The sequence below is a fragment of the Paenibacillus sp. 1SOY10 genome, assembly GCF_056836745.1.
The window spans coordinates 112619-138287 of sequence record NZ_JBXENK010000002.1 but is presented as its reverse complement, the minus strand read 5'-3'; the positions used below and the strand labels follow the sequence as shown (position 1 = coordinate 138287).

General features: G+C 48.8%; 21 protein-coding genes. 1 reads left to right on the top strand and 20 read right to left on the bottom strand.

Annotation, left to right across the window (positions count from 1 at the left end):
• Nucleotides 1–120 precede the first annotated feature (120 nt).
• From AC1VOR_RS06535 to AC1VOR_RS06455, 17 genes are all read right to left on the bottom strand, one after another.
• Nucleotides 121–2304, bottom strand: a complete 2184-nt coding sequence (locus tag AC1VOR_RS06535) for a methyl-accepting chemotaxis protein (RefSeq protein ID WP_482616640.1) — start codon at nucleotides 2302–2304, stop codon at nucleotides 121–123.
• Nucleotides 2305–2543: 239 nt separating this feature from the next.
• Complete coding sequence (locus tag AC1VOR_RS06530) at nucleotides 2544–3878, bottom strand: peptidase U32 family protein (protein ID WP_482616638.1); 1335 nt, start codon at nucleotides 3876–3878, stop codon at nucleotides 2544–2546.
• Between the two features lie 31 nt (nucleotides 3879–3909).
• A complete protein-coding gene (locus AC1VOR_RS06525) occupies nucleotides 3910–4845 on the bottom strand; it encodes a peptidase U32 family protein (RefSeq protein WP_482616637.1) in 936 nt (311 codons plus the stop codon).
• A 15-nt stretch (nucleotides 4846–4860) separates the two neighbouring features.
• Nucleotides 4861–5916 (bottom strand): endolytic transglycosylase MltG, encoded by a 1056-nt coding sequence (gene mltG, locus AC1VOR_RS06520; RefSeq protein WP_482616635.1) that lies wholly within the window; start codon nucleotides 5914–5916, stop codon nucleotides 4861–4863.
• 89 nt (nucleotides 5917–6005) lie between these two features.
• Nucleotides 6006–6305 carry a DUF1292 domain-containing protein gene (locus AC1VOR_RS06515; protein ID WP_482616633.1) on the bottom strand — a complete coding sequence of 100 codons (300 nt, stop codon included), beginning with the start codon at nucleotides 6303–6305 and terminating at the stop codon, nucleotides 6006–6008.
• On the bottom strand, nucleotides 6298–6615 hold the full coding sequence (locus tag AC1VOR_RS06510; RefSeq protein WP_059051902.1) for a DUF1292 domain-containing protein: 318 nt from the start codon (nucleotides 6613–6615) through the stop codon (nucleotides 6298–6300). Before AC1VOR_RS06510 ends, AC1VOR_RS06515 begins: the two co-directional genes overlap by 8 nt.
• 12 nt (nucleotides 6616–6627) lie before the next feature.
• Nucleotides 6628–7044 (bottom strand): Holliday junction resolvase RuvX, encoded by a 417-nt coding sequence (gene ruvX / locus AC1VOR_RS06505; protein ID WP_482616632.1) that lies wholly within the window; start codon nucleotides 7042–7044, stop codon nucleotides 6628–6630.
• 9 nt (nucleotides 7045–7053) lie between these two features.
• The gene (locus tag AC1VOR_RS06500) at nucleotides 7054–7314 is read right to left on the bottom strand and encodes an IreB family regulatory phosphoprotein (protein WP_018753169.1); all 261 of its coding nucleotides are present in this window, start codon (nucleotides 7312–7314) and stop codon (nucleotides 7054–7056) included.
• A gap of 131 nt (nucleotides 7315–7445) precedes the next feature.
• Nucleotides 7446–10070, bottom strand: a complete 2625-nt coding sequence (gene alaS / locus AC1VOR_RS06495) for an alanine--tRNA ligase (RefSeq protein ID WP_482616630.1) — start codon at nucleotides 10068–10070, stop codon at nucleotides 7446–7448.
• Between the two features lie 405 nt (nucleotides 10071–10475).
• The gene (locus AC1VOR_RS06490) at nucleotides 10476–11552 is read right to left on the bottom strand and encodes an AI-2E family transporter (RefSeq protein ID WP_482616629.1); all 1077 of its coding nucleotides are present in this window, start codon (nucleotides 11550–11552) and stop codon (nucleotides 10476–10478) included.
• A 130-nt stretch (nucleotides 11553–11682) separates the two neighbouring features.
• Nucleotides 11683–12834 (bottom strand): mannitol-1-phosphate 5-dehydrogenase, encoded by a 1152-nt coding sequence (locus AC1VOR_RS06485; protein ID WP_482616628.1) that lies wholly within the window; start codon nucleotides 12832–12834, stop codon nucleotides 11683–11685.
• Nucleotides 12831–13268 carry a PTS mannitol transporter subunit IIA gene (locus AC1VOR_RS06480; protein ID WP_059051897.1) on the bottom strand — a complete coding sequence of 146 codons (438 nt, stop codon included), beginning with the start codon at nucleotides 13266–13268 and terminating at the stop codon, nucleotides 12831–12833. The genes AC1VOR_RS06485 and AC1VOR_RS06480 overlap by 4 nt, the downstream gene beginning before the upstream one ends.
• Before the next feature lie 62 nt (nucleotides 13269–13330).
• On the bottom strand, nucleotides 13331–15439 hold the full coding sequence (locus AC1VOR_RS06475; protein ID WP_482616626.1) for a BglG family transcription antiterminator: 2109 nt from the start codon (nucleotides 15437–15439) through the stop codon (nucleotides 13331–13333).
• Nucleotides 15440–15521: 82 nt separating this feature from the next.
• The gene (locus tag AC1VOR_RS06470) at nucleotides 15522–16958 is read right to left on the bottom strand and encodes a PTS mannitol transporter subunit IIBC (protein WP_482616625.1); all 1437 of its coding nucleotides are present in this window, start codon (nucleotides 16956–16958) and stop codon (nucleotides 15522–15524) included.
• Between the two features lie 277 nt (nucleotides 16959–17235).
• Nucleotides 17236–17445: a hypothetical protein gene (locus AC1VOR_RS06465; RefSeq protein ID WP_082673179.1), complete on the bottom strand. Its 210-nt coding sequence runs from the start codon at nucleotides 17443–17445 to the stop codon at nucleotides 17236–17238.
• 31 nt (nucleotides 17446–17476) lie between these two features.
• Entirely contained in the window at nucleotides 17477–17980 is a 504-nt protein-coding gene (locus AC1VOR_RS06460) for a PRC-barrel domain-containing protein (RefSeq protein WP_482616623.1), read from the bottom strand.
• A 99-nt stretch (nucleotides 17981–18079) separates the two neighbouring features.
• Nucleotides 18080–19231: a cysteine desulfurase family protein gene (locus AC1VOR_RS06455; RefSeq protein WP_482616621.1), complete on the bottom strand. Its 1152-nt coding sequence runs from the start codon at nucleotides 19229–19231 to the stop codon at nucleotides 18080–18082.
• Nucleotides 19232–19432: 201 nt separating this feature from the next.
• Between AC1VOR_RS06455 and AC1VOR_RS06450 the strand changes: the two genes are divergently transcribed.
• Entirely contained in the window at nucleotides 19433–21763 is a 2331-nt protein-coding gene (locus AC1VOR_RS06450) for an AraC family transcriptional regulator (RefSeq protein ID WP_482616620.1), read from the top strand.
• A 76-nt stretch (nucleotides 21764–21839) separates the two neighbouring features.
• Here AC1VOR_RS06450 and AC1VOR_RS06445 read toward each other — a convergent pair whose 3' ends face one another.
• From AC1VOR_RS06445 to AC1VOR_RS06435, 3 genes are all read right to left on the bottom strand, one after another.
• Nucleotides 21840–22856, bottom strand: a complete 1017-nt coding sequence (locus AC1VOR_RS06445; RefSeq protein WP_482616618.1) for a glycoside hydrolase family 130 protein — start codon at nucleotides 22854–22856, stop codon at nucleotides 21840–21842.
• A gap of 126 nt (nucleotides 22857–22982) precedes the next feature.
• On the bottom strand, nucleotides 22983–24596 hold the full coding sequence (locus AC1VOR_RS06440; RefSeq protein WP_482616616.1) for a type 2 periplasmic-binding domain-containing protein: 1614 nt from the start codon (nucleotides 24594–24596) through the stop codon (nucleotides 22983–22985).
• Between the two features lie 152 nt (nucleotides 24597–24748).
• Nucleotides 24749–25660 carry a carbohydrate ABC transporter permease gene (locus tag AC1VOR_RS06435; protein ID WP_482616614.1) on the bottom strand — a complete coding sequence of 304 codons (912 nt, stop codon included), beginning with the start codon at nucleotides 25658–25660 and terminating at the stop codon, nucleotides 24749–24751.
• Between the last annotated feature and the right edge of the window lie 9 nt (nucleotides 25661–25669).

Here is a 25669-nt window from a genome sequence, read left to right as displayed (position 1 = left end):
CATTATTTCCCGGGAAACCGACGATAAACCAATATTTCCAGCAATCACGGTAAATAAACAACAGCCCGTTTAATCCATAAAGGATCAAACGGGCTGTATTTATAAGTAATATTGCGAAATTTATACCGTAAACTTAGACAGGGATTCTTTCAAGCCGGATGACACGTTTTCGAGCTTGCTCGACAACTGTACCAAATGCTCACCAACCGTCTCCTGCTCATTACTCAACGAGGCTACCTCTTCAGAGGTAGCTGATGATTGCTGAGCAACCGCACTTACGTTGCTCATTGCTTCAGACAATACAGATTGGGAATCGTTAAGCTCGTCAATGGAGGTCGTTACTGAATCCAATTGACGCACAAAACCTTCCATTTGCTCCTGCACGGAAACAAAGATTTGGCTGGTTTCCTGTACAGATGTAATCTGCTCCTGGAAGAGCGGACTAGCATCAGACAATGCTTTGACCGTCTCGTTCATTTCTTTCTGAATCGTATCCGTAATCTCGCCAACCATAGTGATGGATTGACGCGATTGATCGGCCAATTGACGAATCTCATCGGCGACTACCATGAATCCACGGCCTGCCGCACCAGCACGAGCTGCTTCAATCGTAGCGTTCAGAGACAAAATGTTCGTTTGCTGTGTAATATTCTGCATCACATCCAGCACTTTCATGACGGAGTTCGTACTGGCCTTCAGGGAATCAACCTTCTCCGTCAATGCATTAATCATTTCAACCGTAATATTCGTCTTCTCCAACAACCCGTTCAAATACTCCGTACCTTGTTGACTAGAGCTTTCTACTTGGCGGGCTGCCGTTTCCATCTCTTTGTTGCTTTGAATGACGCGTTCCATTTGACGGGAAATGTTCTCTGTCAACTCATTACCGCGTTCAGCTTCATTCGCCAAGCTCGTTGCCCCGTTGGCGATTTCTTCGGTAGCTACAGCAATCTCTTTAGCAGACAAAGCTGTTTTATTGGAAGCTTGCGCCAATTCGGTGGCTGTATCCAGCACATCCTGCGCAGAGTGGTTACTTTGCTTAACCAACTCCGTAATTTTCTCCATCATCACGTTAAAGCTTTCTGTCAGTTGTCCAATCTCATCTTGGGCCTTGGTTTTCATACGGACGTTCAGGTTACCCTGGGAGCCCTCTTCCATGAGATTTCTCAACTTGCCGAGTGGATGGGCGATCATGCGAACCATCCAGATCCCGATCAATACCGCAATAATAGCTACAATGATCAAAGAGAAAATGGTTACCAGCATAATTTGGTTGGCACTTTGAGCAAGTTCACCAGCATCAACTGTTCCTAACAATTTCCAACCGGAGACCTGTTCATTAAATACAGCCAATACCGTACTGCCGTTGGCATCTTTGGTCCGCAGACTGTTTGAAGCGCTGTCTCCAGCCGCGCTCAAATCAAACTCAGTTGCCTGACCTTCATCGCCAGCCACCGAGGAAGCAACGACAATATTATCTTTGGTCAGCATTTGCAGTTTGGAGTTACTGCCCAGATTAACCTCTTGCAGATAGCTTGTCAGTATATCAAGATTGACATCAGCTACCAACACAAAGCGCTTCATACTATTTACACTTTGAACTGAACGAGCCAGTCGGAATACTTCTGCATTAGAGGATTCAGAAGGAACCTGAAGCCACATCGTCTTTGTTGCTTCGCTCAATTCCTTGAACCAGGCTTCATCCCGAACACTACTCAAGAAGGCTGTATTTGCACTTCCCGAAGTGACGTCCTCGACAATTTTGTCAGCGGAGAGCATGTACACCGCAGAAATTCCTTTGGTAGAGAATGTTAGCGTATTCAAGCGTGTTCTCATTTTATTGGTTGCAGTAAACCGATCATAGTCTGTGATGTCTGACAAGGAAGCATCCATAATCGCGCTTTGCATCTCATCGTCCAAGAACATTTGCTGCAAGTTTTCTTCATACTTCTGCATCACAATATCCAACTTCTGAGAAGTTTGAACAATGGTTTGCAGGTTGGCATTTTCTGCATTATCCTGAATAGTGCTCTTGGCCATTTGTGTAGACATAATGCCAATTGTTAATACGAAGAACATAATAGCGATAAAGAAAACTAAAAACAACCGAATACCTACTGATTTGGAAGGATTAATTTGCTTAGGCAGCTTGTCTCGCAATGATGTCAAGGTAGACTTGAAGTCGAAGCTTGCCGCACTCTTCGTCTTTTTGTTAGCTTTTACCCCTGCCCCTTCTCCCTTCTTTTTCTTCTGCTTCTTCTCGCTGTCCGTTGTTTGGTCCTCGTTCTTTGGAACCAGACTCATGTTGATCACCCACCACTCATAATAGTCGCATCCCCAAGACTGGGCTTGAGGTCATGCGTAAATACTGCCATTTTCAACATTCATCGTTAACTGTCGGATGACATTTTTAACGTTCTCTTCTTAATATCGGCTATGTACGGCCTGGATTTTAAATAATCCTAACAAAAAAGTCCTAAATATTAAAAAATAGGCCTTTCGTCCCATCGGAAGAAAGACCTAGTAGCCTATTGCAATTTTTGTTATTTCTTTTTCCGCATCATATCAAAATAGGAAACGGGGTGATCCACCTTCATTTTAATTCGTTGCAGCGGGTGTCTTGCAGCATCCAGCACATTTCCTTTTTCATCATAGATCGCTTCCACCACTTGCTTGAAGAAGGTGTCTCCCGGGCCGAAGAATTCCACTTCTTGTCCTGGCTTGAAATGATTTCGTTGCTGTATAGTCGCCATACCGGTAGCTGAATCATAATCCATCACTAATCCGGCAAAATCATACGGAGCCGCCTTCTCCTCAGGCTCATAAATATGATCCTCGTGGTCAGGGGTATCATAGAAGAACCCCGTATTTAATGGCCGATTCGCCGCCTTGTTGATTTCCTCAACCCACTCCGGCTTCAGCACATAATTGTCTGGATCAGCCATATAGGCATCAATCGCCTTGCGATAAACATTCACAACCGTAGCAACGTAATGGATGGATTTCATTCGGCCTTCAATTTTGAAGCTATCCACACCCACATCCACTAAATCAGGCACATGATGAATCATGCATAAATCCTTGGAGCCCATCGTAAAGGCGTTGTCCTGCTGTTCGAACAATGGCAATTGCGTTACACCCAAGCGGAAGGGTTCCGGCGCCGGGCTTTGCATTGCCTCTTCCTCAGACACCCAGGCTTCCTCTTCACGAGCATCCTCGAACAAATCGTATTTCCAGCGACAGGACTGACAGCAACCTCCCCGATTGGAGTCACGATCTGTAAAATGGTTGGACAATACACAACGCCCCGAGAAGGAGGAACACATGGCTCCATGAATAAAGGCTTCTATCTCAACATCAACATGACGTTTGATTTCTTCGATTTCCTCAAAGCTGGTCTCACGGCCTAGCACGACGCGCGGAAGTCCCTGGTCCTTCCAGAACTTGACCGTCTGCCAGTTCACCGTGGATTGCTGGGTGCTCAGATGTACCTCCAACTTGGGGACCACACGCTGAGCAGTTTCAATAATGACCGGATCAGCCACAATAATTGCAGAGATACCTGCCTCATACAAGTTCCGCAGGTATTCTTCGATGCCTTCCACATCTTCATTATGCGCATAAATATTCGTAGCCACGAACACCTTGGCTCCGTATTTCTTGGCAAATTCTACGCCTTCTCGCATTTCCTCGAAGCTGAAATTATCCGCATTGGAACGAAGGCCATATTTCTGTCCTCCGATATACACGGCATCCGCACCGTAATGAACGGCGAATTTGAGCTTCTCCAGATTACCCGCAGGGGCGAGCAGTTCCGGTTTGGCCAGTCGGTTGCGCTTACCCGCATATTTCCGGACATGTGTTTGTACAGTTTGCATCTTCGTTCACCTCTTGCTTTTTCATTCAATTTTAATAAACCTGCTCCTTGTAGAAGAAGCCAAAGGAAAGTTCTCGTTCGGGGTCCTGTATCTCGCGAATAGCATCGATCCAGGCCTCATCCAACTCGTATTGCTCAGGGTCCTGAACATACGTATCCATTGCTTGACGATAAGAAGCGATAACTGTCTCATTGTATCCGATTGGCTTTAATATCGTCTCAATTTTGAAGCTGTCCACATCAGCCGCCATCAACAGATGAAGATCTTCCAATATGCAAATATCATCTGAACTCATGATATGTGTTCCGTTGACATCTTCGTAAATAGGAAATTTCTCGTCCCGCCGCTCTGCTTCGATGAGGAATAACCCCCGGGTCAGCCCGAGATCGCTCTGCGGGTCAACCGGACGTCCCTGATGAGTCATATAGCTTTGTACGAGACTGCGTTTGGAATGATAAATATTTGTCATTCCATGCACTTGAACCTCGGCCTCAATCTTCAGCGCAGGGTGCATGCCCGTCAACTCATCCATATTCAGCTCCCGAGCCAAAACAACGCGGGTAGCTCCCTTGCTACCCCAATAATTGGCGGTTGCAAAATTGGTCGTCGTCATCTCGGAGTTCCAATGCAACTTCAATTGCGGCGCTTCCTCCCGCACAATTTGCAGCACGGCCGGATCGCCGAACTCTACTGCATCGACACCAAGCTCTGCCAGACGCTTCACATAACCTCGTACATCCTCCAGGATGTGATTGCCCATCAAATTGTTCACGCGAACGTAGACCCTTGCTCCACGCTCATGAGCGATGCGAACGGCTTCACCAATGTCCGGCAACTCCATGTCACCAGGGAGCCTCATGCCGTATTTGGCTTCGCCAATTAATACGGCACTTGCCCCGGCTTGCAAATAACGCTCGAGTTCCTTCAACGAGCCGGCGGGAACCAACAGTTCCGGTTTTCTTGTCATACCTGTCTACCACCTTTAATTATTGGCCATGGCCTTGCTCTTCTCGATATTGCTCAAATGCTCTTTATAGGTCTTGGCAAAGAGATGCTCTCCGCTGCCGTCCTTCTTCGTCACATAAAATAGATACTCCGATGCTGTCGGCGCCAGCGCTGCCTCTACGGACTTCAAGCTTGGTGCCGCAATCGGCCCCGGCGGCAGACCTGCATACAAGTAAGTATTATAAGGGCTATCCACGCTACGCAAATCTGAATGAAGCAGCCGTTCCTTCGGCTTGTCGAGTACGTACTGCACTGTAGCGTCAATTTCCAGCTTCATATCTGCCTTCAGACGATTGTAGATGACACCGGCCACCATGCTGCGCTCCGAATCTGCCACTACTTCCCGCTCCACCAATGAAGCTATCGTCATCAGTTCATTCAACGTAAGCCCGCTGGCGGTCAACTTCTGATCAAAATCAGCAATAGAGCCTAGCCGTTTACCGGTCTCTTCGAACATACGCGCTACGATATCCTGCTCTGTACTGCCCTTCTCCAGCTCATAGGTCTCGGGGAACAAATAACCTTCCAGGCGATGAGTAAGCTGACCATCCTCCGGGATATCCGCTAACAGTTCTCCGCTTAACCCCGATGCCTCATCTACAATCCCCAAGAAGATCTCTTGGTCCGCCAGTCCTTCTTCCGCCAGCTTCTCAGCCATCTGCTTGACGGTAAAGCCTTCCGGAATGGTAAAACGAATCATCTCCGCCTTAACCACATCCCCCGTATTCAGCTTACCGATGATTTCGTCATACGTCACCCCTGGATTCAGATCATAGATGCCGGCTTGGAAGCGACTCCCCTCCGACTTCCATTTTAAATAGGATACGAATAAAAATGAATTTTTAATTAATCCCTGTTTTTCCAGTATATCTGCAATTCCCGATGTTCCTGTCCCGGGCTCAATCGTAATACGAATGGCTTCCTCCGAGGCTGGAACAGGCTGTATTTGCGTATATACATAAGTTCCTGCTGCCGCTACAGCTATCACAGCAAGCAGAAACAATATCAGTAGCCACTTCATTACCTTCTTCAACAGCTCAACCCCTTTACAGCCAAAAAGAGCGGTTAAAAATCCCGCTCTTCCCAGACCGATCTATCATGCTCCCCTGCTAGTAGTTACACCTATTCAGGGAAAGTCAATTCGTCGTAAAGCTCGGATACGTTCTCCCATTCATCATCATCGTCAATGGTGGTCAACTCTAGCTCATCACCGGACGTAATGATTTTGAATATTTCCGGGTCATCGCCTACGGATGCACTCTCAAGGCGAAGCACGGCATATGCAGCCCCCGCTACGTCAAATTCCTGCACGACCTGATAATAGGAGGCGCTTCCCGACTCATCCTCAAGCTCCACAACGGGGCCAAAGGCATCGCGAACACGCGAGGTAACTACAACATCGCTTGCTGAATACTCAGTCATGTTGGTCTTCCCCGTCGAATTCATCGATCAGCGTGTTGAATGTTTCCTCAACGATTTCCCATTCCTCGTCGCTTTCGATCGTGTACAGCTTAAGATCGTCGCCGTCTTCCTCATAACGGAACGCGTATACCTCTTCGCTCTCCTCATCCTCATTCTCGTCAGAATCCAGAGGAACGACCATCATATACTTTGCATCCGAACCGTCGACTTCGAATTTCATAATCACTTCGAACTCTTCTTCATTGCCCTCTTCGTTGGGGATATAGATAATTTCCGGTTCTTCTTCATTTCCGATACGATCCTTAGCCATACGCGATCACCCTCACCTTTTACTCATAGAATCCAAATAATTTTGCAGAATCAAGCCTGCAGCCATTTTGTCGACGACATCCTTGCGTTTCTTCCTGCTCACATCTGCTTCCAGCAACGTACGATGCGCGGATACAGTCGTTAGCCTCTCATCCCACAGATGGACCGGCAGGTTCAGCTTACTGCGCAAATCCTCGGCAAATGCCATGCATATTTCTCCACGGGGACCGATCGTGCCATTCATATTTTTCGGCAATCCTACGACAATCGCTTCAACTTCATGCTCTTTCGCCAGTTCGCCAATACGATGGAACTCCTCGCCTTCCTTACGTCTCTCGATGGTCTCCACCCCTTGGGCGGTCCACCCGAAAGCATCGCTGATGGCGACTCCGATCCGCCGGTCCCCGTAATCCAAACCCATTATTCTCATGCCTTGCTCCTAACGATGGCCCGCCATGTAATAGCGCACCAGTTCTTCGATCAGTTCGTCGCGTTCCTTCTTGCGCACCAAGCTTCTTGCATTATTATGGCGCGGTATATAGGCCGGGTCACCCGACAATAGATAACCGACGATCTGATTAACCGGGTTGTATTCCTTCTCCTGCAGTGCTCCGTAAACCGTAAGAAGGATTTCCTCCGCGGACGCTTCCTGTTCGTCGCCCTTGACATTGAATTTGACGGTTTTATCCATGGAGTCCATGATGACACCTCGCTTCTTCGACATACGTCTTGATGACCGTAACAGTGATACCCTTAGTCTAATCCTACTATATCATATCATGGGTTCCATAAGGAAATTTTCACTGGACTTACCCTGCTTGATGGAAGCTGCTAGGCTTGAGCTGCGATCCAATCGGCAGCAGCCTTCAAGGCTTCGCTTAGCTTGCTGGCATCCTTGCCCCCAGCTTGGGCCATGTCTGGACGTCCGCCACCGCCGCCGCCGCACACTGCGGCCACTTCCTTCACTAGCTTACCAGCGTGAAGTCCTCGTTTGATTTCCTCCTGCGGTACAACAACTACAAAGCTTACCTTGTCCTCCATCGGAGAACCCAACACCAACACGGCATCCGGCAGTTTGACCTTCAACTCATCGGCCAGCGTGCGGAGCGCATCCATGCTTCCTGCTTGAACCTGAGCAGCCAGCAGCTTGGTTGGTCCCACGCTGACAACTTGACTGGTCAATTCCCCGGCTTCAATGACGCTTAGCTTACTTTGCAGCGACTCATTCTCACGAGCCAATTCCTTCAATTGCTGGAACAAGCCCTCAATCCGCTTCGGCACATCGTTGACATTTGCTTTGAGTTGACCGGCGGCTTGCTTGAGCAACTCAAGCTGTCCGTCCAGGAACAGATAAGCTCCGCGTCCCGTAACCGCTTCAATCCGCCGCACACCGGAGCCGATGCCACTTTCGCTCACAATTTTGAGCAACCCGATCTCCGAAGTGTTGTTCACGTGACAACCGCCACACAGCTCCAAGCTGTAATCGCCAATTTGCACAACGCGAACGATATCACCGTATTTCTCGCCGAACAGGGCCATTGCCCCCATCGCCTTGGCTTCATCAATCGGCTTCAAGTCAATGTTCACTGGCAAGGCATTCCAGATTTGCTCATTCACACGACGCTCGATCTCTACCAATTCCTCAGCGGAGATGCTACCAAGATGAGAGAAGTCAAAACGCAAACGTTGAGGTTCAACTAAGGACCCCGCCTGATTGACATGCTCACCCAAGGTATCCTTCAAAGCCTGATGCAGCAGATGCGTCGCCGTATGGTTCTTCACGGTATGACCGCGTTGTTCTTTATTAACGGCAGCCGTAATGTCTGCATCTACCCGCAATTCTCCAGAATTTACCGTGACTTGATGCACATGTTGCCCTTGTGGAGCCTTGAATAATCCAGTGACCTCCGCATTGCCCGATTCGCTGCGAAGCACGCCCTGATCACTCACCTGGCCGCCACTTTCCGCATAGAACGGCGTGGATGCCAGTATGACCTGTCCAGATTGCCCCTCACTTAATACATCGACAAAAGCATCGTCCACGATTATAGCTACAATACGGGTTGGGACTTCAAGCTCATTATATCCAGTGAAATCGGTTTTAGTCGTAAAGTCGGCAAGTACGCCGCCTTGCACCTTCATGCTGCCACTATCATGGCGAGCAGCCCGGGCACGTTCCCGTTGCTCTTGCATCGATGCTTCAAACCCTTCACGATCCACTCCCAGGCCATGCTCTGCTGCAAAGTCCTCAGTCAAATCAAGCGGGAACCCGTAAGTATCGTACAATTTGAAGGCATCTGCACCGCCGATCAAGGTACGCCCTTCCTCCTTGGCCTTCGCGCTGATCTCTGCCAAGATAGCCAGTCCATCGCTCAGGGTCTCATGGAAGCGTTCCTCCTCCGCACGAATGACCTTTTCGATAAATTCCTGTTTCGTCACGATGTCAGTATAGTAAGCTCCCATTATTTCCCCTACCGTGCCTACCAGGTTAAACATAAAGGGTTTGTCCATTCCAATCAGCTTGCCATAACGAACGGCGCGGCGCAGCAGACGACGAATGACATAACCACGTCCTTCATTGGAAGGCAGAACACCATCGGCCACGGCAAAGGCTACCGTACGGATATGGTCGGCAATTACCTTCAGAGCAACGTCGCTCTCTTCGTTAGTCCCATATACCACTTTTGCCAGTCCGGCTGTCTTTTGAATTATGGGTTGGAACAGATCGGTATCGAAGTTGGAATTCACATTTTGCAGAATGGATGCAAAACGCTCCAGACCAGCCCCGGTATCAATATTCTTGTTCGGAAGCGGCGTGTAGCTGCCATCCTTGTTATGGTTAAATTGCGAGAAGACCAGGTTCCACACTTCCAGGAAACGTTCGTTCTCTCCGCCAGGGAAGCATTCGGGATCAGAAAGATCACCATAAGCCTCTCCACGGTCATAAAAAATTTCAGTACATGGTCCACAAGGCCCTTCCCCAATGTCCCAGAAGTTGTCCTCCAGCTTCACAATCCGTTCAGCGGGAATGCCTACCTTCTCGTTCCACAGCTTATAAGCCTCTTCATCCTCAGGATATACCGTAACGGACAATTTCTCCCCGTCAAATCCAATCCAGTCCTTGCCTGTAAGGAACTCCCAAGCCCATGTAATGGCTTCTTCCTTAAAATAATCACCAATCGAGAAGTTGCCCAGCATTTCAAAAAAGGTATGATGCCGGCGTGTCTTTCCTACGTTCTCTATGTCATTGGTACGAATGCATTTCTGCGAATTGGTCAGACGCGGATTTTCCGGCTTGACCCGACCGTCGAAGTAAGGCTTGAGCGGTGCCATCCCCGCATTGATCCAGAGCAGAGACGGATCGTTATGGGGCACGAGCGAGGCGCTCGGCTCGATTTTATGGCCTTTGCTGGCGAAGAACTCCAGCCATTTAGAACGAATTTCACTTGCTTTCATGAATTTGACCCCCTGAATTGATATCAATCTGATTCTGTTCTGAAAATACAAAAAACGCCCCTGAACATCAGGGACGATTCAATCTTAATCGCGGTACCACCCTGGTTATCACAAGACTCTGCCGCCATCAGCCGCAAGAGTTACCTGCAATCGCCTCGTTAGTCCGGTAACGGGGACCTGCCGGTGGATTTCACGTCCACACTCCGAAATCAGCTTTCCGTTCAGGCACATTTCGGGTCCTCTCAGCCATCTCTCCGAATCAGCCGCAAGGCTTAAAGGAGCGAAGGGGCCCTTCTCTGATAAATCCGCCAATTGAACGTACTTCATTTCATCAACGTTTTGGGTTCATTCAACAACATATCGTTTTAAGTATAAAGGGCAGATATCCCCCTGTCAATGCGCCTTTTACATCGCTTTTCGCCGCACGAAATAAGCGTGGAAATGCTGTAGAATGACTTTGATGACGGCAAAAAAAGGCACCGCCAAGATCAACCCGGGAATACCGGCAACCTCACCGCCAATCAAAAGAGCCAAAATGATCATCATCGGGTGCAGGCGCAAGCTCCGTCCCACCACCTGAGGGGATATCACATTACTTTCAATCGTTTGGCAGAGCATATTGACGAGTAGAACAAGCAGAACCATCTTCCATGAAATCGTGGTAGCCATCACCATAGCAGGGGCTGCCCCCAGGAACGGCCCCAGGTACGGGATGATGTTACAGATCGCCACAACGCCGGCAAGCAGTAAAGCAAAGGGCATTCCAATCGATATGTAACCGATATAAGCCAGTACCCCGATGATGACGCAGACCAGGAATTGACCTCGCACGTAGTTGCCCAAGGCCTGGTCAATTTCTTTGAGCAGCGAAATCATGGATTTTCGCCGGGAACGGGGCAAGTATTGCAGCATCAGCCGCTCAATGAGCTCAATGTCCTTCAAAATATAGAAGATGAGGAACGGAATGATAAATGCGTTGAATACCACCTCAATCGTCGCTCCGATATTGTCCAGAAACCGGGTAATGCCTTGCGCCATCCTGCTCTCGAATTGGTAGAACCAATGATTCATCCCCATGCGGATGCTCCCTGGCAAAATACCATTATCAAAACGGTTCATCATCTGCTGGGTATGAATGGTCAATTCCGGCAAATGCTCACTCAACTCCTCGATCTGCTCCACGAACATCGGAATAACATTAATCAGAATGACCGAGAGAACGGTTAGAAATACCGCATAGATTAGTAATACAGCCATGGTCCGGGGTACCTTGCGCGCGCCCAGCATGCGGACAACTGGGTTAAGCACATAGGAAATAATTACGGCCACGACAAATGGAGCAAATATGGCTTTGAGAAAATGGTATACGAGTGCAAACATAGGCCGAAGCTGCCAGACAAAATAGAGAATGATCAGCCCGAGCAGCACCCAAACCGCATAGCGAAATAGCTTATTCTTATGAAGCTCGTCCCTCGGCTCCATGCTTATCCCTCTCTTTCGGTTTTCGTACAGTTCATTATTGGCCTAGAAAGGGAAAAATATGAAAGAAAATAGAAAAGCCCGTCTTAGACCACATATGTGGTCTAAGACGGGCTTTGTCCGTGCCTTATGATTACCGCTTCAATTGTTCATAATGGGCAAGTGCCGCTTGGTGAATCGGATGACCCGCTTCCAGCCCGGTGTACCGGGTGAGAGTTGCCGAAGCACCCACTTCTTGCAACGAAGCCTGCAATTCTACGGCCTCCGGATCATCGGCGGAGACGAATAGCAACGCCATTCCCATCGTCTTGGCCAAATGGTCGTAGCCAAGTGCATGCTCATATGCCTGCTTCGCCGGGGATACCAGGCGGTCTCCAGCGGACAGCTTGCGGATCGGTGAACGGCCAACCCGCGAAACCTCGTCCGTTAGTGCCGGATTTGCGAAACGCTCCAAAATCGTTTCAATATAGGCCTGATGCTCGGTCTCCGAGAAGCCATGCTTGGCCACCAATACCGCTCCGGTCTCCGACAGAACTGAGCGTACATGCTGAACGACCTGCTTGTCGTTCATCGCCTCTTGAATAGTGGCATGCCCTTGCAGATATCCCTGATAAGCAGCCGAACAATGGCCGGTATTTACTGTAAATAGCTTGCGTTCAATATAAGGCTCCAGACGTTCAACATAATGTACACCCTCTACGCGATGAAAGCCCGGGAACATTTGCGATTCGTCTACCGCCCACTCATAGAACGGCTCGACTACCACCTGGAGTGGATCTTCATGCTGCTGGAGAGGAACAATCCGATCCACAGCCGCATCCGGGAAAGCTACATTCTCCTCGGCCCAACGGCGAGTATCTTCGTCCAAGCCAGCATAGACATGCTCCTTAAGCTGGGAGCTGCCTCCAATCGCATTCTCGCATGCAATAATGTGCAGCTTGCCCCGGGTGCCATCCGCTTTGCGCAGGACAAGCCCTTGCGCGATGGTTCCCGCGATATGCTTCAGAATGGATACACCCACAGCCGTGGTTACCAGATCGGATTCCGCAATCGCTTGTGCCGCCTCTGCAGCAGCCGTCTTGCTATTGATCGCCGTCACGCCAGTAACGATAACTGTCTCTTTCTGGTCACTAGCCAGTGTAACCGGATATCCCTTGCGCCGCGCCAGCTCCGAAACGACCGTATCATTCACATCTACGAAGCAGACTTCATATCCCGAGCCCGATAACAACAACCCGATAAAACCTCTCCCGATATTCCCTGCGCCGAAATGAACTGCCTTCATGCTTCCATTCCTCCTTCAAGGATGTCCGCAACCTGCTCTTCCGTTGTAGCATTCATAATACGCTCCAGATTGGATTCATCCGTAAATACCATGGCTACATTCGTTAATACTCCCATGTGATCGCCACCCGCAGCAGCGATACCGATGACGATGAAAGCTGGCTCATCTCCGCCAAAATCGACGCCTTCCGGGAAGCGGACTACGGACAACCCCGTAGACGAGATCAGCGATTTCGCTTCCTTGGTGCCGTGAGGAATGGCTAGCCCACCACCCATATAAGTAGAGACGATTTCTTCGCGTTCGAGCATTTTATCAACATATTCTTCCGTAACATGACCTGCTTGAACGAGCAAATTGCCCGCCATGCGAATCGCTTCATATTTATCTTTGGCTTGACCATTCAGGATGATTTTCTCTTTAGACAGTAGTTTCATTGTAGCTCTCTCCTTTTTATGTCAGTTCCTATCAATGCAAATCCTTGGTGAAACAGTTAAACTCAGATGTGCTCAAAATAGTCTAGCAGTTCTGTAGCCAGAAAATTGCGAATATCCTCACACCTTCCCGTCTCCAGCAGCTCAATGAGTTCAGGATTTAGCAGCATTGCACTAATCTCACTAAGCACTTCCAGACTTTCGTGAGGCAATTGGCGTGGGGCGAGCATGAACAGGATGGCGCCAACCTCGGTATCTCCATCCAGCAGCACAGGCTCGCTTAAGCGGAACAATGCCAGTGAACGGTAATTCACGAAGCGGGTCCGGGTGTGAAACAACGCAAGTGATGTACCCGGAATGACCTGGCTGGCCATCTTCTCCCGTTCAAGCAACCGATCCGTCACCGCCTGCACATCTGCCACCAGAGCCACTTCCTCAGGTCCAGGGTTGCTAGAAGCCAGAGATGCGGTGGCAACCCGGCTCATTTCCTCTAAAGCCGCAGTTACCGTCTCGCGTAGTGAACAGTTCGCATTCTCAAGCTCAATCACCACAAATTGCTGGAGTAGGCTGACCACCTCATTTAAGGAGGCGGTTAATCCTTGCAACTTCTCGAACGCCCGGGATTTAACCGGTTGCTCTGACTCAGGAACAGGCTTACGAGATTTCAAAGTCGTGTCCTGAACATATTGCAGCAGGCGTGCGCTATCCTCCTCCGTCAACAATGGACTCAGCTTGACGTAACGATCAGCGGGCAATGGCAAATCAATGGTAGAAATGATCAAATCATAATCTTCCTCTGGCAGCCGCTTGGCCTCGTACCATGATACATTACCCAAAACTTCGATCTGTGGCATCTCTTTCGCTAGCCGTGTAGCCAGTAATTTCGACGAACTCAGACCGCTGGAGCAGACCAGAATGGCCCGGACATTGCGCCCTAACTGATTCAACCGCTCAATCGAGGCTCCAAAGTGCATCACCAAAAAACCAATTTCCTCATCTGGCACATCCAGATCGGCAATGCTCTCGTTCATCGCCTCACGCACGATGATGAACAATTCCTCATAATCCTTGCGAATCGCTCCGAGCAGTGGATTGCGAATTCGCGAGCCTTCGCGAATCCGTTTGAAGGCCGAACCCATATGCTCCAATAATCCACTCCCTAATAGCCGATCCTCCTGGAACGGAATTCCCGTCCGTTTCACCACATTCTCGGTCAAGCGATAGACGGTATCCACCAGTTCCAAGTCCGCCTGCACAAGATCCGGGGAGGCGTCCCTCGCCCGATTAAACAAATGAATAATATAACCTATCTCCTCAGGGGGGAAACGCAGCGACAGCTTCTCCCCCAAGCTCCGGGCAAAGCGAATCGCCTCACTTTCATCCCGTTCATTCCCCGATGTAGAAGCAGATTTCCCCGGATCTGCTACAAAAATGCCCGCCTTCATCCGATTAATGCATACCGAGAGATGAATCAATAGCTCTGTATAGGCATTTTCGGACAAATGCTCCGTCCAGTCCCAATTCATTTCCCACAATGTATTCTCTACCGTCATCAGATTGTGGGTTCCAACGATGGTTAGCAGCTTGGAAATAGCGGATGAGCCCTGACTTTCCATCGATCCTCCGATCAGATCGGAGTAATCCAAATGATCGACCGCCAGTTGGCATAAGGCATCACGCTTGCCATGCTCCTTACCGGCAAGCTCAACCCCATAGCCTCTGCGGCGAACCAATTCCAGATGGAACCGCCTAACCCAAGGCTCTACTTCATCCAAGTCATTGCTGATGGTTGCTACCGTCACCTTCAAGCTGTGAGCCAATGCAAATAACTTGCAAGGCTCGTGCTCTTCCAGCAGACGGCAAACCAGCCAAATCTTCCGTTCTTCTCCGGAATAATCGCTGGGATTATCCACGAGCAGCAGTCTTCTGGCCTCTTGCAGCCGCTCTCCCTCGTCATTGCCGCCGGAGTCGCTCCATACCGAGATTCCGGTACCGGATTTACGATGAAGCACCAGGCCAAAGAAGGCGAGAATCTTCTCAATTTCGTCCAGTTCCCGATGGACGGTTCTGACGCTAACATTGATTTCTGCCGCAATTTCTGCCGCAGTCATTCCGTTTTTACGTCCGAGGAGGAGAATGAGGATTTGCTTTTGACGTGCGGTAACCTTCCTCATTATCTGACCCTCCTAAAAATAGACGCAAAACACCGGCGAATTAGCTCGCCAGTGTTCTGCCCCCTCATTGTAACTGGCGCAATTAACCTTTCAGTCGTTCAACCAGTTCATCATATTTGGGACTCTTCAAGAAGTTGTCGATGGAAATATGCTCTGCGTCCGGTTTGTTCGCAATGGCACGTTCCGTTAATGTTTTCTGTGTAATGACGATATCAGCATCCGCTGGGATTTCGCTAACTGCGGAATTGACGACCGTGATATTGATACCGGCATCCTGCAGTTTCTTTCTCAAGACCGAAGCCCCCATGGCACTAGAACCCATCCCGGCATCACAAGAGAACACGATTTTGTTAATGTTCTGCTTTTGGACACCCGTCGTTGCTGCAGATGCAGCAGCTTGGCTCTTCACTCCTGCCGATTTCATTTCCTTCACCTTGGCAGATGCTTCATCCAAGTCCATTTCCTCGTCGTTTTGCTTGCCCGTCTTGAGCAGCAAAGCAGCTACAACGAAGGAAGCAATTGTTGCGGTGAGCACACCGCTGAACATCGGCAGGAAGCCACCTCTAGGTGTCATCGCGATATAAGCGAAGATACTACCTGGAGAAGGTGAACCGGAAAGAGCTGCACCCGTCAGTTGGAAGGTAAATGTACCAACCACACCACCGGCAATAGCTGCCAGAATCAATACAGGTTTCATCAAAATGTACGGGAAGTAGATTTCGTGAATCCCGCCCAGGAAGTGGATAATCACTGCACCCGGTGCAGATTGTTTTGCCGAACCGCGTCCTACCAACCAGTAAGCAAGCAGGATACCAAGTCCTGGACCCGGGTTGGATTCAAGCATGAACAGCATCGATTTACCTACACGAGCCACTTCTTCTGCTGCGATTGGTGTAAGTACACCATGATTGATTGCATTATTCAGGAATAATACTTTACCTGGCTCAATCAGCAGGTTGACCAAAGGAATCAATTTGGCTTCCATCAGGAAGTTTACGCCCGAAGATAATACTTGACTGATACCTTGAACGAATGGCCCTACACCGGCATAAGCGCCCAGCGCCATAATCCCGCCGAAGATCCCGATCGAGAAGTTGTTGACCAGCATTTCAAAGCCGGAACGAATTTTACCATCAATCGCTCTGTCAAACTGCTTCATTACCCATGCCGAGAGCGGACCGACGATCATCGCTCCAAGGAACATCGGAATGTCTGCCCCTACGATAACCCCCATCGTGACGATGGCACCGGTAACAGCACCACGCTTGCCGTGAATCATCTGTCCACCGGTATAACCGATCAACAGCGGCAGTAAGTATTTGATCATCGGGTCAACTAGCTTGGCCAAGTATTCACTTGGAATCCAGCCGGTTGGAATGAAGAGGGCAGTGATTAACCCCCAGGCGATAAATGCGCCAATGTTAGGCATAACCATGCCGCTCAGCGCACGTCCGAATTGCTGTACTCTGACCCTTACTCCGCCAGAACCTGTTTTCTCTTTCGTTTGTGCTATAGCCATAAAGAGAAACCTCCTTAAAATGATGTACGGACCATCAACAATCTTGACTTGTATGACTACCGTGTTTCTATATTCATCCTAATTCAAAGCGCTTTCTTTCTCAATCAAATCAAAATACGGTTTCGTCATGATCATTGTTGACAACATTTGAGAAGTAGTTCCCCCAGGTTAATAAAAAAGCTGTCCTCTCTATTATGTACTAAATAGGGGACAGCTTCTGGTATTTCCACCGGACGTCATGAATACCTTATAAAAGTAGCTCAGCACGACTTAATATTTATGAGGAAGCATGCATTTGCGGGAAATCCTGCACCATTTCCTCACCGAAGAACAGATCGTCCAGGGAACTGAGCGTACCGTCCTCTTCAACTTGGTAGACGGACATTTTATCTCCGTTTACCGTCAATTCAATAAAGCAACCCCAGCAGTAAAATTGATGGGAACCAATCTTCCCAATATCCTTGGAGCTGCAATTCGGACATTTCATCATCCATTTATCACCTATCCATCAACAGAATTCATGGTTTTTCAAGCAGTTCGTCGCTGCTAGCGGGGACCATGATCGCACTCTCCCCGCGGGTCATTTCCGGTGTGAAAGGCAATAATTTGCGCCCTTCCAGCAAATCGGTGAAAAACCCGTCACTAATTTCAATTCCAGTAATTGTGTTTCCCAATTCATGCTCAAAATAAACATCCGTCATAAAACCTAACTGAATTCCGTCCTCAGTCAGAACGGGTAATTCCTTCAACTTGACAGTTCCCGTCAAGAAGGTATTCTGTATATTCTCAGCCTTCCACTTGCGGATGGCCTGTTGATTACGAATCATAATCGCATCTTCCCCATAAGCGACAATGTCTTCCCAGAGCACCACCTTGACGGAGGAACTCCACCGCAGGCGATTCTCTAACTGAATGCCTGCAATCGACCAATCATTATTCAGCATCATATCGATCACTTTCCCCACCTGTTTGCCTTGATCTACATCAAAGACAGCCAGGCCGATCATTTCCTGCATTCTCATGGCGATAAGGACACTCCCCGCTGGGCAAATAGTTGACGCGCAGGCAACTTGCATACCCTCCTTCCTCAAAATCGTCGTAATCCCGATAAAAGCTGCCCATTATTTCCTTCTACGGAGACGTTCCAGGATGGTTCCAATTTTTTGGGTAACATCATCAATTTCTTTCCTAGTATTACCCATTCCTACACTAAATCGAATCGCTGAACGCAAAAAAGTTGTCGGAAGCTGCATAGCTTCCAGTACATGAGAAGGCTCAAGGGACCCTGAGGTACACGCTGAGCCGCTAGAAGCGGCAATTCCCTCCATGTCCAGATTCATCAGCATCGTCTCCGAATCCACTTCCGGAAAGCTGATATTAACAATATGCGGCAACCGCTCGGCCGGATGACCGTTCACATGGAAGTCCTCGCTGGTCAATCGTTCTCCCAAACCCTCCAGCAATGCCGCAATCAGCATGCTCTCATGAGCGTTGCGGGCAACCCGCTCTTCCACCGCCAGTTCTACCGCCTTGGCAAAGCCGGCAATCCCGGCCATGTTCTCCGTTCCCGCACGCCGCTTTCTCTCCTGAAGTCCCCCATACTGAATCGGGTCCAGTAATACATCCTTGCGTACATAAAGAGCTCCAACGCCTTGCGGACCATTTATTTTATGGGCCGAGAAGCTCATGAGATCCACTGGGAGATCCCGGCAGGATATCGGGATGGAGCCAAGTACCTGCACAGCATCCACATGGAACAAAATTCCCCGTTCCCGGGTTATCTCCCCAATTTCCATAATGGGCTGTAGTGTTCCCACTTCATTATTACCATACATAATGCTGACCAGAATGGTATCAGGACGAATCGCCTCTGCCAACTGCGAAGGGTTGACTCTTCCCATAGAATCCACTGGCAAGTAGGTCACCTCGAAGCCCTTCTGTTCCAAACGCTCACAAGTATGAAGCACCGCATGATGCTCTATAGCTGTGGTGACAATATGTCGTCCGCGGGTCTTGCGAGCCTCGGCGGCTCCGAATAGCGCAAGATTGTCACTCTCCGTTCCTCCGCTGGTAAACACTAATTCATCCGCACGGCAACCGATGCGTTTGGTAATGGCATCACGCGCCCCGTTAACCAGACGTTTGGCCTCTCGCCCGAAATAATGAACACTCGAAGCATTTCCGTATTGATTGCCCATCACATGCATCATCGTCTGCACCACATCCGGATGAATCGGCGTAGATGCTGCATGGTCCAGATATATATGTTTCATAGCCTTAACCACCTTAGTCCACTTACTGACAAATTTTGAGCGATTTTAATTCTATATTATTTTGAACGAAAAAACTACTCATACCTCGGAAATGTCTCTCCTTAGCCTACTATTTTTAGCGTGGTTCTTCCTTTAAACGCAAATTTAATGCATAATAAATATAACGTTATAATGATTGGTAAAGTTTGGAGGAGATGCTTCGTGCGGAAAACAGCCGCCCCGTCTAACTTAATATCTCGTATTCCGGCAAGCTGGAGCCATTTCAAATCCAAGCTATTGCTCAAGTATACAATATCCTATATTTTAATGTTTCTTGTTCCGCTCACACTGGTCACAGCACTCGTTTATGAAAGCGCCGTCAAGAGCTTGCAGACCGAAATCGAACAAGCCAATGTCAATCAGCTCAGTCAGGTCAAAACAACCATTGACGAACGGATGAGTGAACTGCAAGAAATAGCCACTAAAATTTCTTATGACGAACGTTTGACGCCATATATGCTGCGTCACCCCTTATACAGCGGCGATGCCATTCGAGCATTGGCCAGCTACAAAGCGAACAGTAGCATTTTGGAGGATCTGTTCCTGTATCTCCACAAGGACACGATCATTTATTCTTCTACAGGGCTAACCTACGTGGATGTCGTCTTCGAGCGCATGTACAAATTTGAAAATTGGTCCAATGAAATGCTGCTCCAGGATTTAAACGAGTTGAAGCAGCCTATGATGCGACCAGCGGAGAAAGTGAGTGTCTACTCCCGTAGCGATCCAATGTTGACCTTTCTTGTTCCAATCAAGCCTAATGATCCATATCCGTATGGAACAGTCGTCTATTTAATGAAGGAATCCAAACTCACGGGGGTCATGGATTCGATATTGAATGACTTCGCGGGCAGTAGCTATATCTTTGATCAGAAGGGAAAAGCGTTAACTATTAATAACCATGGCTCAAGCCTGCCGGAGCCTGATTTGATGGCATTGCCTTCGCTGGAGCCAGGTATCCACAGCCTTTCTATGAATGGCGAGAAATATTCAGTGGTGGTGGTCAAATCCCAATATAACGGCTGGACCTATGTGACCACGATGCCAAGCTATCAATTTTTTGGTCGCGTGGCTCACATCCAGGAACTCGTAGTTATTGTCTTTGGCATTGCCGTCTTGACAGGTATTGTCGCAGCCATGCTGCTGGCCAGACGGCAATATCATCCCATCAAGGATTTGATGGAGTTCGCCAAGCTGAAGACCAGTTCGCCTGATAGTAACAAAATTCGTAATGAATGGGAGTGGATCCGGCAAACCCTGCACGATTACAGCGCAAGAATTGACATCCAGCAGCCCTACGTTCGGAATCAATGTTTGATGCTTCTACTGAAACATGGCAAACCAGACGACCCGGAAATCGCCCAAATGATGGAGGGTTCTGGTCTAATGCTACCGCAAGGTCACGGCTATTATTTCTCTGTCATATTGGCATGGGATGAAACGGGAGAGGGGGATAAAACCTGGGAAGAGCAGCAGAACCTGCAAGAGATGCTTAGTGAATTTGAACTGGCGGAAATGAATACCCATATCTACGGGCTGGAGTTCTCGCCAGCAGAGCAGTTTGCCTTAGTTGTATCGTTGTCTGCTGAGAGCAAAGCCGAAGCGGAGGAACGGGTTCTTACGATAATTGAAGCGATCAAGGTACTGGTTATTGATAACTCTCGGGTCGTTCCGTATTTCGGAGTAGGCACCTTGTATGAGAGCCCCGCCGACTTGAACCAGTCCTTTATTGAAGCTTCGGCTGCCTTGGAATACCGCATGGTGGGCAGCAATGGACGTGTGACTTATTTCGAGCAAATTGCCGAGCTGGCGGTTCCTTCAGCAGAGACGTTTTGGCTTCCACGCAAAACGATCTTGAAGTTGGAGCAAGGACTGAAGCAAGGGAATGAACTGGTAGCCAATCAAATGATCGCCGCTATTATAGATGAGTTAAAGGTTGAGCCGCTCTCTGTTTCCCTGCTGCGCTGCATTTGCTTTGATTTATTGAATTCACTGCTGCGTACGGCTTCTGAACTGGGGATGAACGAGGTGTTCCTGAATTTATCCAGCTTGACCTCGTTTGAATCATTGGAGGAGCTTGAGGCTAAACTTGGTTCACTCGCTTCTCAAATCTGTTTGCAGGTAGAACGCAATGCCGAAACCGGGCAACATTCGTTAATGGATGATATCGTAGATTATGTAGATCAGCAATTTGCCGATTACACCCTCAGTTTGGAGCACGTTGCCCTCAGATATTCGATTTCTACATCTTATCTGAGTCGTTGCTTCAAGGAGAAGACAGGTCTTAATTTCTCGCAATATATCTGGCAATGTCGTATGCAGGAAGCCATTCGACTGCTCGTTAACACCCCGGCCCCACTCAAAGAAATTGTGGAACAGGTGGGTTATTTGGACGCGCCGAACTTTATCCGCAAATTCAAGAAGGAAACCGGGCTTACGCCAGGTCAATACCGCCGGGAACATGCTGCCAAGGGGCCTGCGAATAATAGCTAAATAAATGACGTCCCCAAGCTGACTTTATAGCCAGCCTGGGGACGTCTTTATTTCCTTACCCTACTTTATATCCTTCCTAGCTATCTTGCTGCAAAATATGATCGACCAATTCTTCTACTGGCACGGTGGCCAGCGCAATCGCGGTATCGGTCACCCCGTAGTAGATGTAGAGCAGGCCGTCCTTCACCACATTCCCGGTCGGGAATACCACGTTGGGAATTTGATAGCCGAACTTCTCATAATACGTCTCTGGCTCCATGATGAAGTTATGCGTCCGCGCAATCACCTTCTCCGGATTCTCCAAATCCAGCAGCAGCGCACCTACCCGGTACACGATCTCATCATCCACCCCGTGGTACAAGACCAGCCAACCCCGGTCCGTCTTGATCGGCGGGGTTGATCCTCCGATCTTCCGCGATTCCCACGTCATATTCTCCGCCTTCGCCAGCAGCTTCGGCTCTTCCCAGTGAATCAGATCCTCCGAGTACGTGATCCACATCGCCGCCTTCTCCGTACCGTACTCCTCGCCGATGTATTCCTCCGGACGGCGCAGCAGCACGAACTTCCCGTTGATCTTCTCCGGGAACAAGATGTTGTCCCGGTCGTTAATGTCCAGCGGGGTCGTATCTGCAACGAATTCCCAATCGAGCAGGTTCTTCGAGGACAGGATTGACGAACGGGTCAGCCAGTGCCCTTCCTCTTCTCCCCAGCCATCCGGGTATTCCGGAATCGAACGTTCCGGTACGCCCCGGCCGGTCGGGTAGTAGCTCATCGCGCAAGGACGCAGCGCGTAGTTCAGGTAATACGTATCGTCAATCTTGACGATACGCGGGTCCTGTACGCTTCCGTACGGGAAGCCCAGCATATCTGGGGTTACGATCGGCTCGTCCTTCACATGCGTGAAATGCACTCCGTCCTCGCTCTCCAGCAGGCCCAGATAGTTCTTGCAAGGGGTCAATGAGCCCGCTGTCCGCTCGATCATGTAGAACTTATCATTATCCAGAATCACCGCCGGGTTAAATACAGTGACCATTCTCCACTCATATCCACCAGGTACTACAATAGGGTTCTCCGGATGTCTTGTAATTTTCATCTCTTCTGCCTCCTGCTCTCCACTTGATAGTCTGTATAAACCCAAACCCCATCCGCTGCTTCTCCGAAGGGAAGCCAGCCCCCAGAGATCAAGTCTCAGAGGGCCGGCAGGCCTTACACTATTCGCTTAATTGCTCTTCCATTGATCGTAGGCGTCTTGATAAATTTGTTGCATACGATCCCCGCCCATTTTCTTGACGGTCGCCACATAGTTATCCCAGTTGCTCATCGGCTCAGCGCCGGTAACAAACTTGGCTTCCATTTGACGAACATAAGTATTCAGGTCGGAAGTCAGTGTTGTTACTTCGGCTTGCTGCTCAGGAGTCAGGAATAAGGTTGGGAACGGAATTCTTGCGCCGCGATCCAGCAATTTCGTCTTGGATTCGCTGTCCACCCATACCTCAAAGTCAGTCTTCAAGCCTTTGAAGATATCATCGAAGGAAATCGTTGGTGCTGGAATTCCATAGTTCGGAGTCAGCGTGGCACGATATTCACCAGGGTCCATACCATTTGGCGGATCTAGATTTTTCTTAACCCGGTTTTCCTTGTCAGTGTACTCCCATAACACACCCTCAGGTCCTTTGTTAAATACCATCGCACCTTCATAGGAGTACAGGTAGTCTACCCAACGCATGGAGGCTTCTGGAGCAGGATTGGTAACGCTAATAGCAAATGCACCTGTTGTTATTCCTTTATTCTTGGCGATAGCTGGCTTGTCCACCATATCGCTGATGATTGGTGCAAACATTGGATCATCCTTGCTTGGCTCGCCTCCAAGTGTCATGTAAGCATTCCATTCGGAGAAAAGGCCAACCTGGTTGTTTTGAGCTTTCGCCTTTTTCTGTTCGGCCGTTTGCGAGAAGGATTCATGATCCAGCAGGTCTTCTGCCCATAGACGATTCAAGAAGACCAGGTATTGTTTATACCCTTCTTCCATAGGGGTGTAATGAACCACATCCTGGTCATCCACATAAATTTCCTCTTCATAGATACCGAATGCTCCTAACAGCCAAGTACGGATATCCCGAAGACTCGGCGTGGAGGCTGAAGACAATGGAATTTCATCGGCCTTGCCGTTGCCATTTGGATCTTCTTCTTTTACGCGTTTCAGATAAGTGTAAAGCTCTTCCGTGGTTTCCGGAAGCTTACCCATATTGAGCTTCTCCAGGAAGTCACCGTTATACCACATTGGGTTACGGTACCACGGTTGGTTGAATTCAATTACCGGCAACGAGTAGATATGTCCGTCTGGAGCCGTAATCGACTTCCGTACATCCGGGTTCTCTTCAAGCACCTTCTTGAAGTTAGGCGCATAATTTTCAATCAGATCTTCCAATGGAATTAAGATGCCTTGTTCCCCATAGTTCATTTGCTCAGCCGGAGTCAGACCAGCCGCATAAAATACGTCCGGGTACTCTCCACTGGCAAATACGAGGTTTTTCTTGGTTTCAAAGCTGTCCTTCGGTGCATTATTGAATACAAATTTGATGTTGGTCAGTTTCTCCATGTCCTTCAGTACAGGCATTTCATTCCAGTTCTGCAAGCCTACATCCGGTGCCATCATGGTTAACGTGATCTGCTCCTCAACGATTGGGAACCCATCCTTGCTAACCACATTTGTCTCCGTATTCCCGCTAGCCCCGTTCTTTTGAGTGTTGCCAGAGCCTCCGCAACCGGACAACAATGTGACAACCATAGCGGTGAGTAGAAGCAGGACCCATCCTTTTTTACTTCCCTGCATTAGTAAACCTCCCTTTTAAACTTATGTTGATTATATAATAAGCGAAGGACCAGCCCTCGTTATTATCACGAAACCACATGACTTTTACTATAAAAGGCAGTTCGGGTAGTTCAAAAAGTCATTTTCAAATCACGAGCGATTCGACTTAGGGCTTAACCCTTAACCGATCCAATCATGACCCCTTGCACAAAATAACGTTGTAAGAATGGATAAACAGCAACCACCGGTAAAGTAGAGACAATAATCACCGCATATTTGACCAATGAGGCAATTTCAGCTTTATTAGCCATGGACTCGGCAATATCGCCACTGATGGCGGCTCCCGTCGTCTCTGCGGACATCTCCTGAAGTACCAGAATTTGACGTAATACCATTTGCAGCGGATATTTCATCTCATCGTTCAGATAGATCAAGGCGGGGAAATAACTGTTCCAATGACTGACCCCATAGAATAGCGCCATAACCGCGATAATCGGAGACGACAGCGGCAGCACAATGCGCATGAATAATCTCATATTCGTACATCCATCCACATGTGCGGCTTCTTGCAATTCCTTAGGAATGGTCGAATGGAAGAACGTCCTGGCCACGATGATATTCCACACCGATGCTGATACTGGCAAAATCAAGGCACCAATTGAATTGATCAACCCCAGGTTCTTGACCATCAAGTAAGTAGGGATAAGTCCTCCACTGAAGAACATAGTGACCAGGAACATCCCCATGATCAGGCCCCGACCCACGAAGTCAGAACGACTTAAGGCGTACGCAGCCGGCAGAGTAACTACCAGATTCAGCACGGTTCCGATCAAGGTGTAGAAGATGGTATTGCGGTAACCGATCCAAATCTTTGGATTGTCGAATACCAGCTTGTATCCATCAAAGGTAATTCCTTTGGGGAACAACCACATCTCCCCCGAACTGACATATTTGGGACTACTGACCGAAGCGCTAATGATATAAATAAGTGGATACAGCACCACAATCAAGGCGACGATCAGATACACATAATTTAAAATTAGGAACAATTTATCCGTTTTGGATTCTTTGATTGTTGTAACCATAGCCTTGTC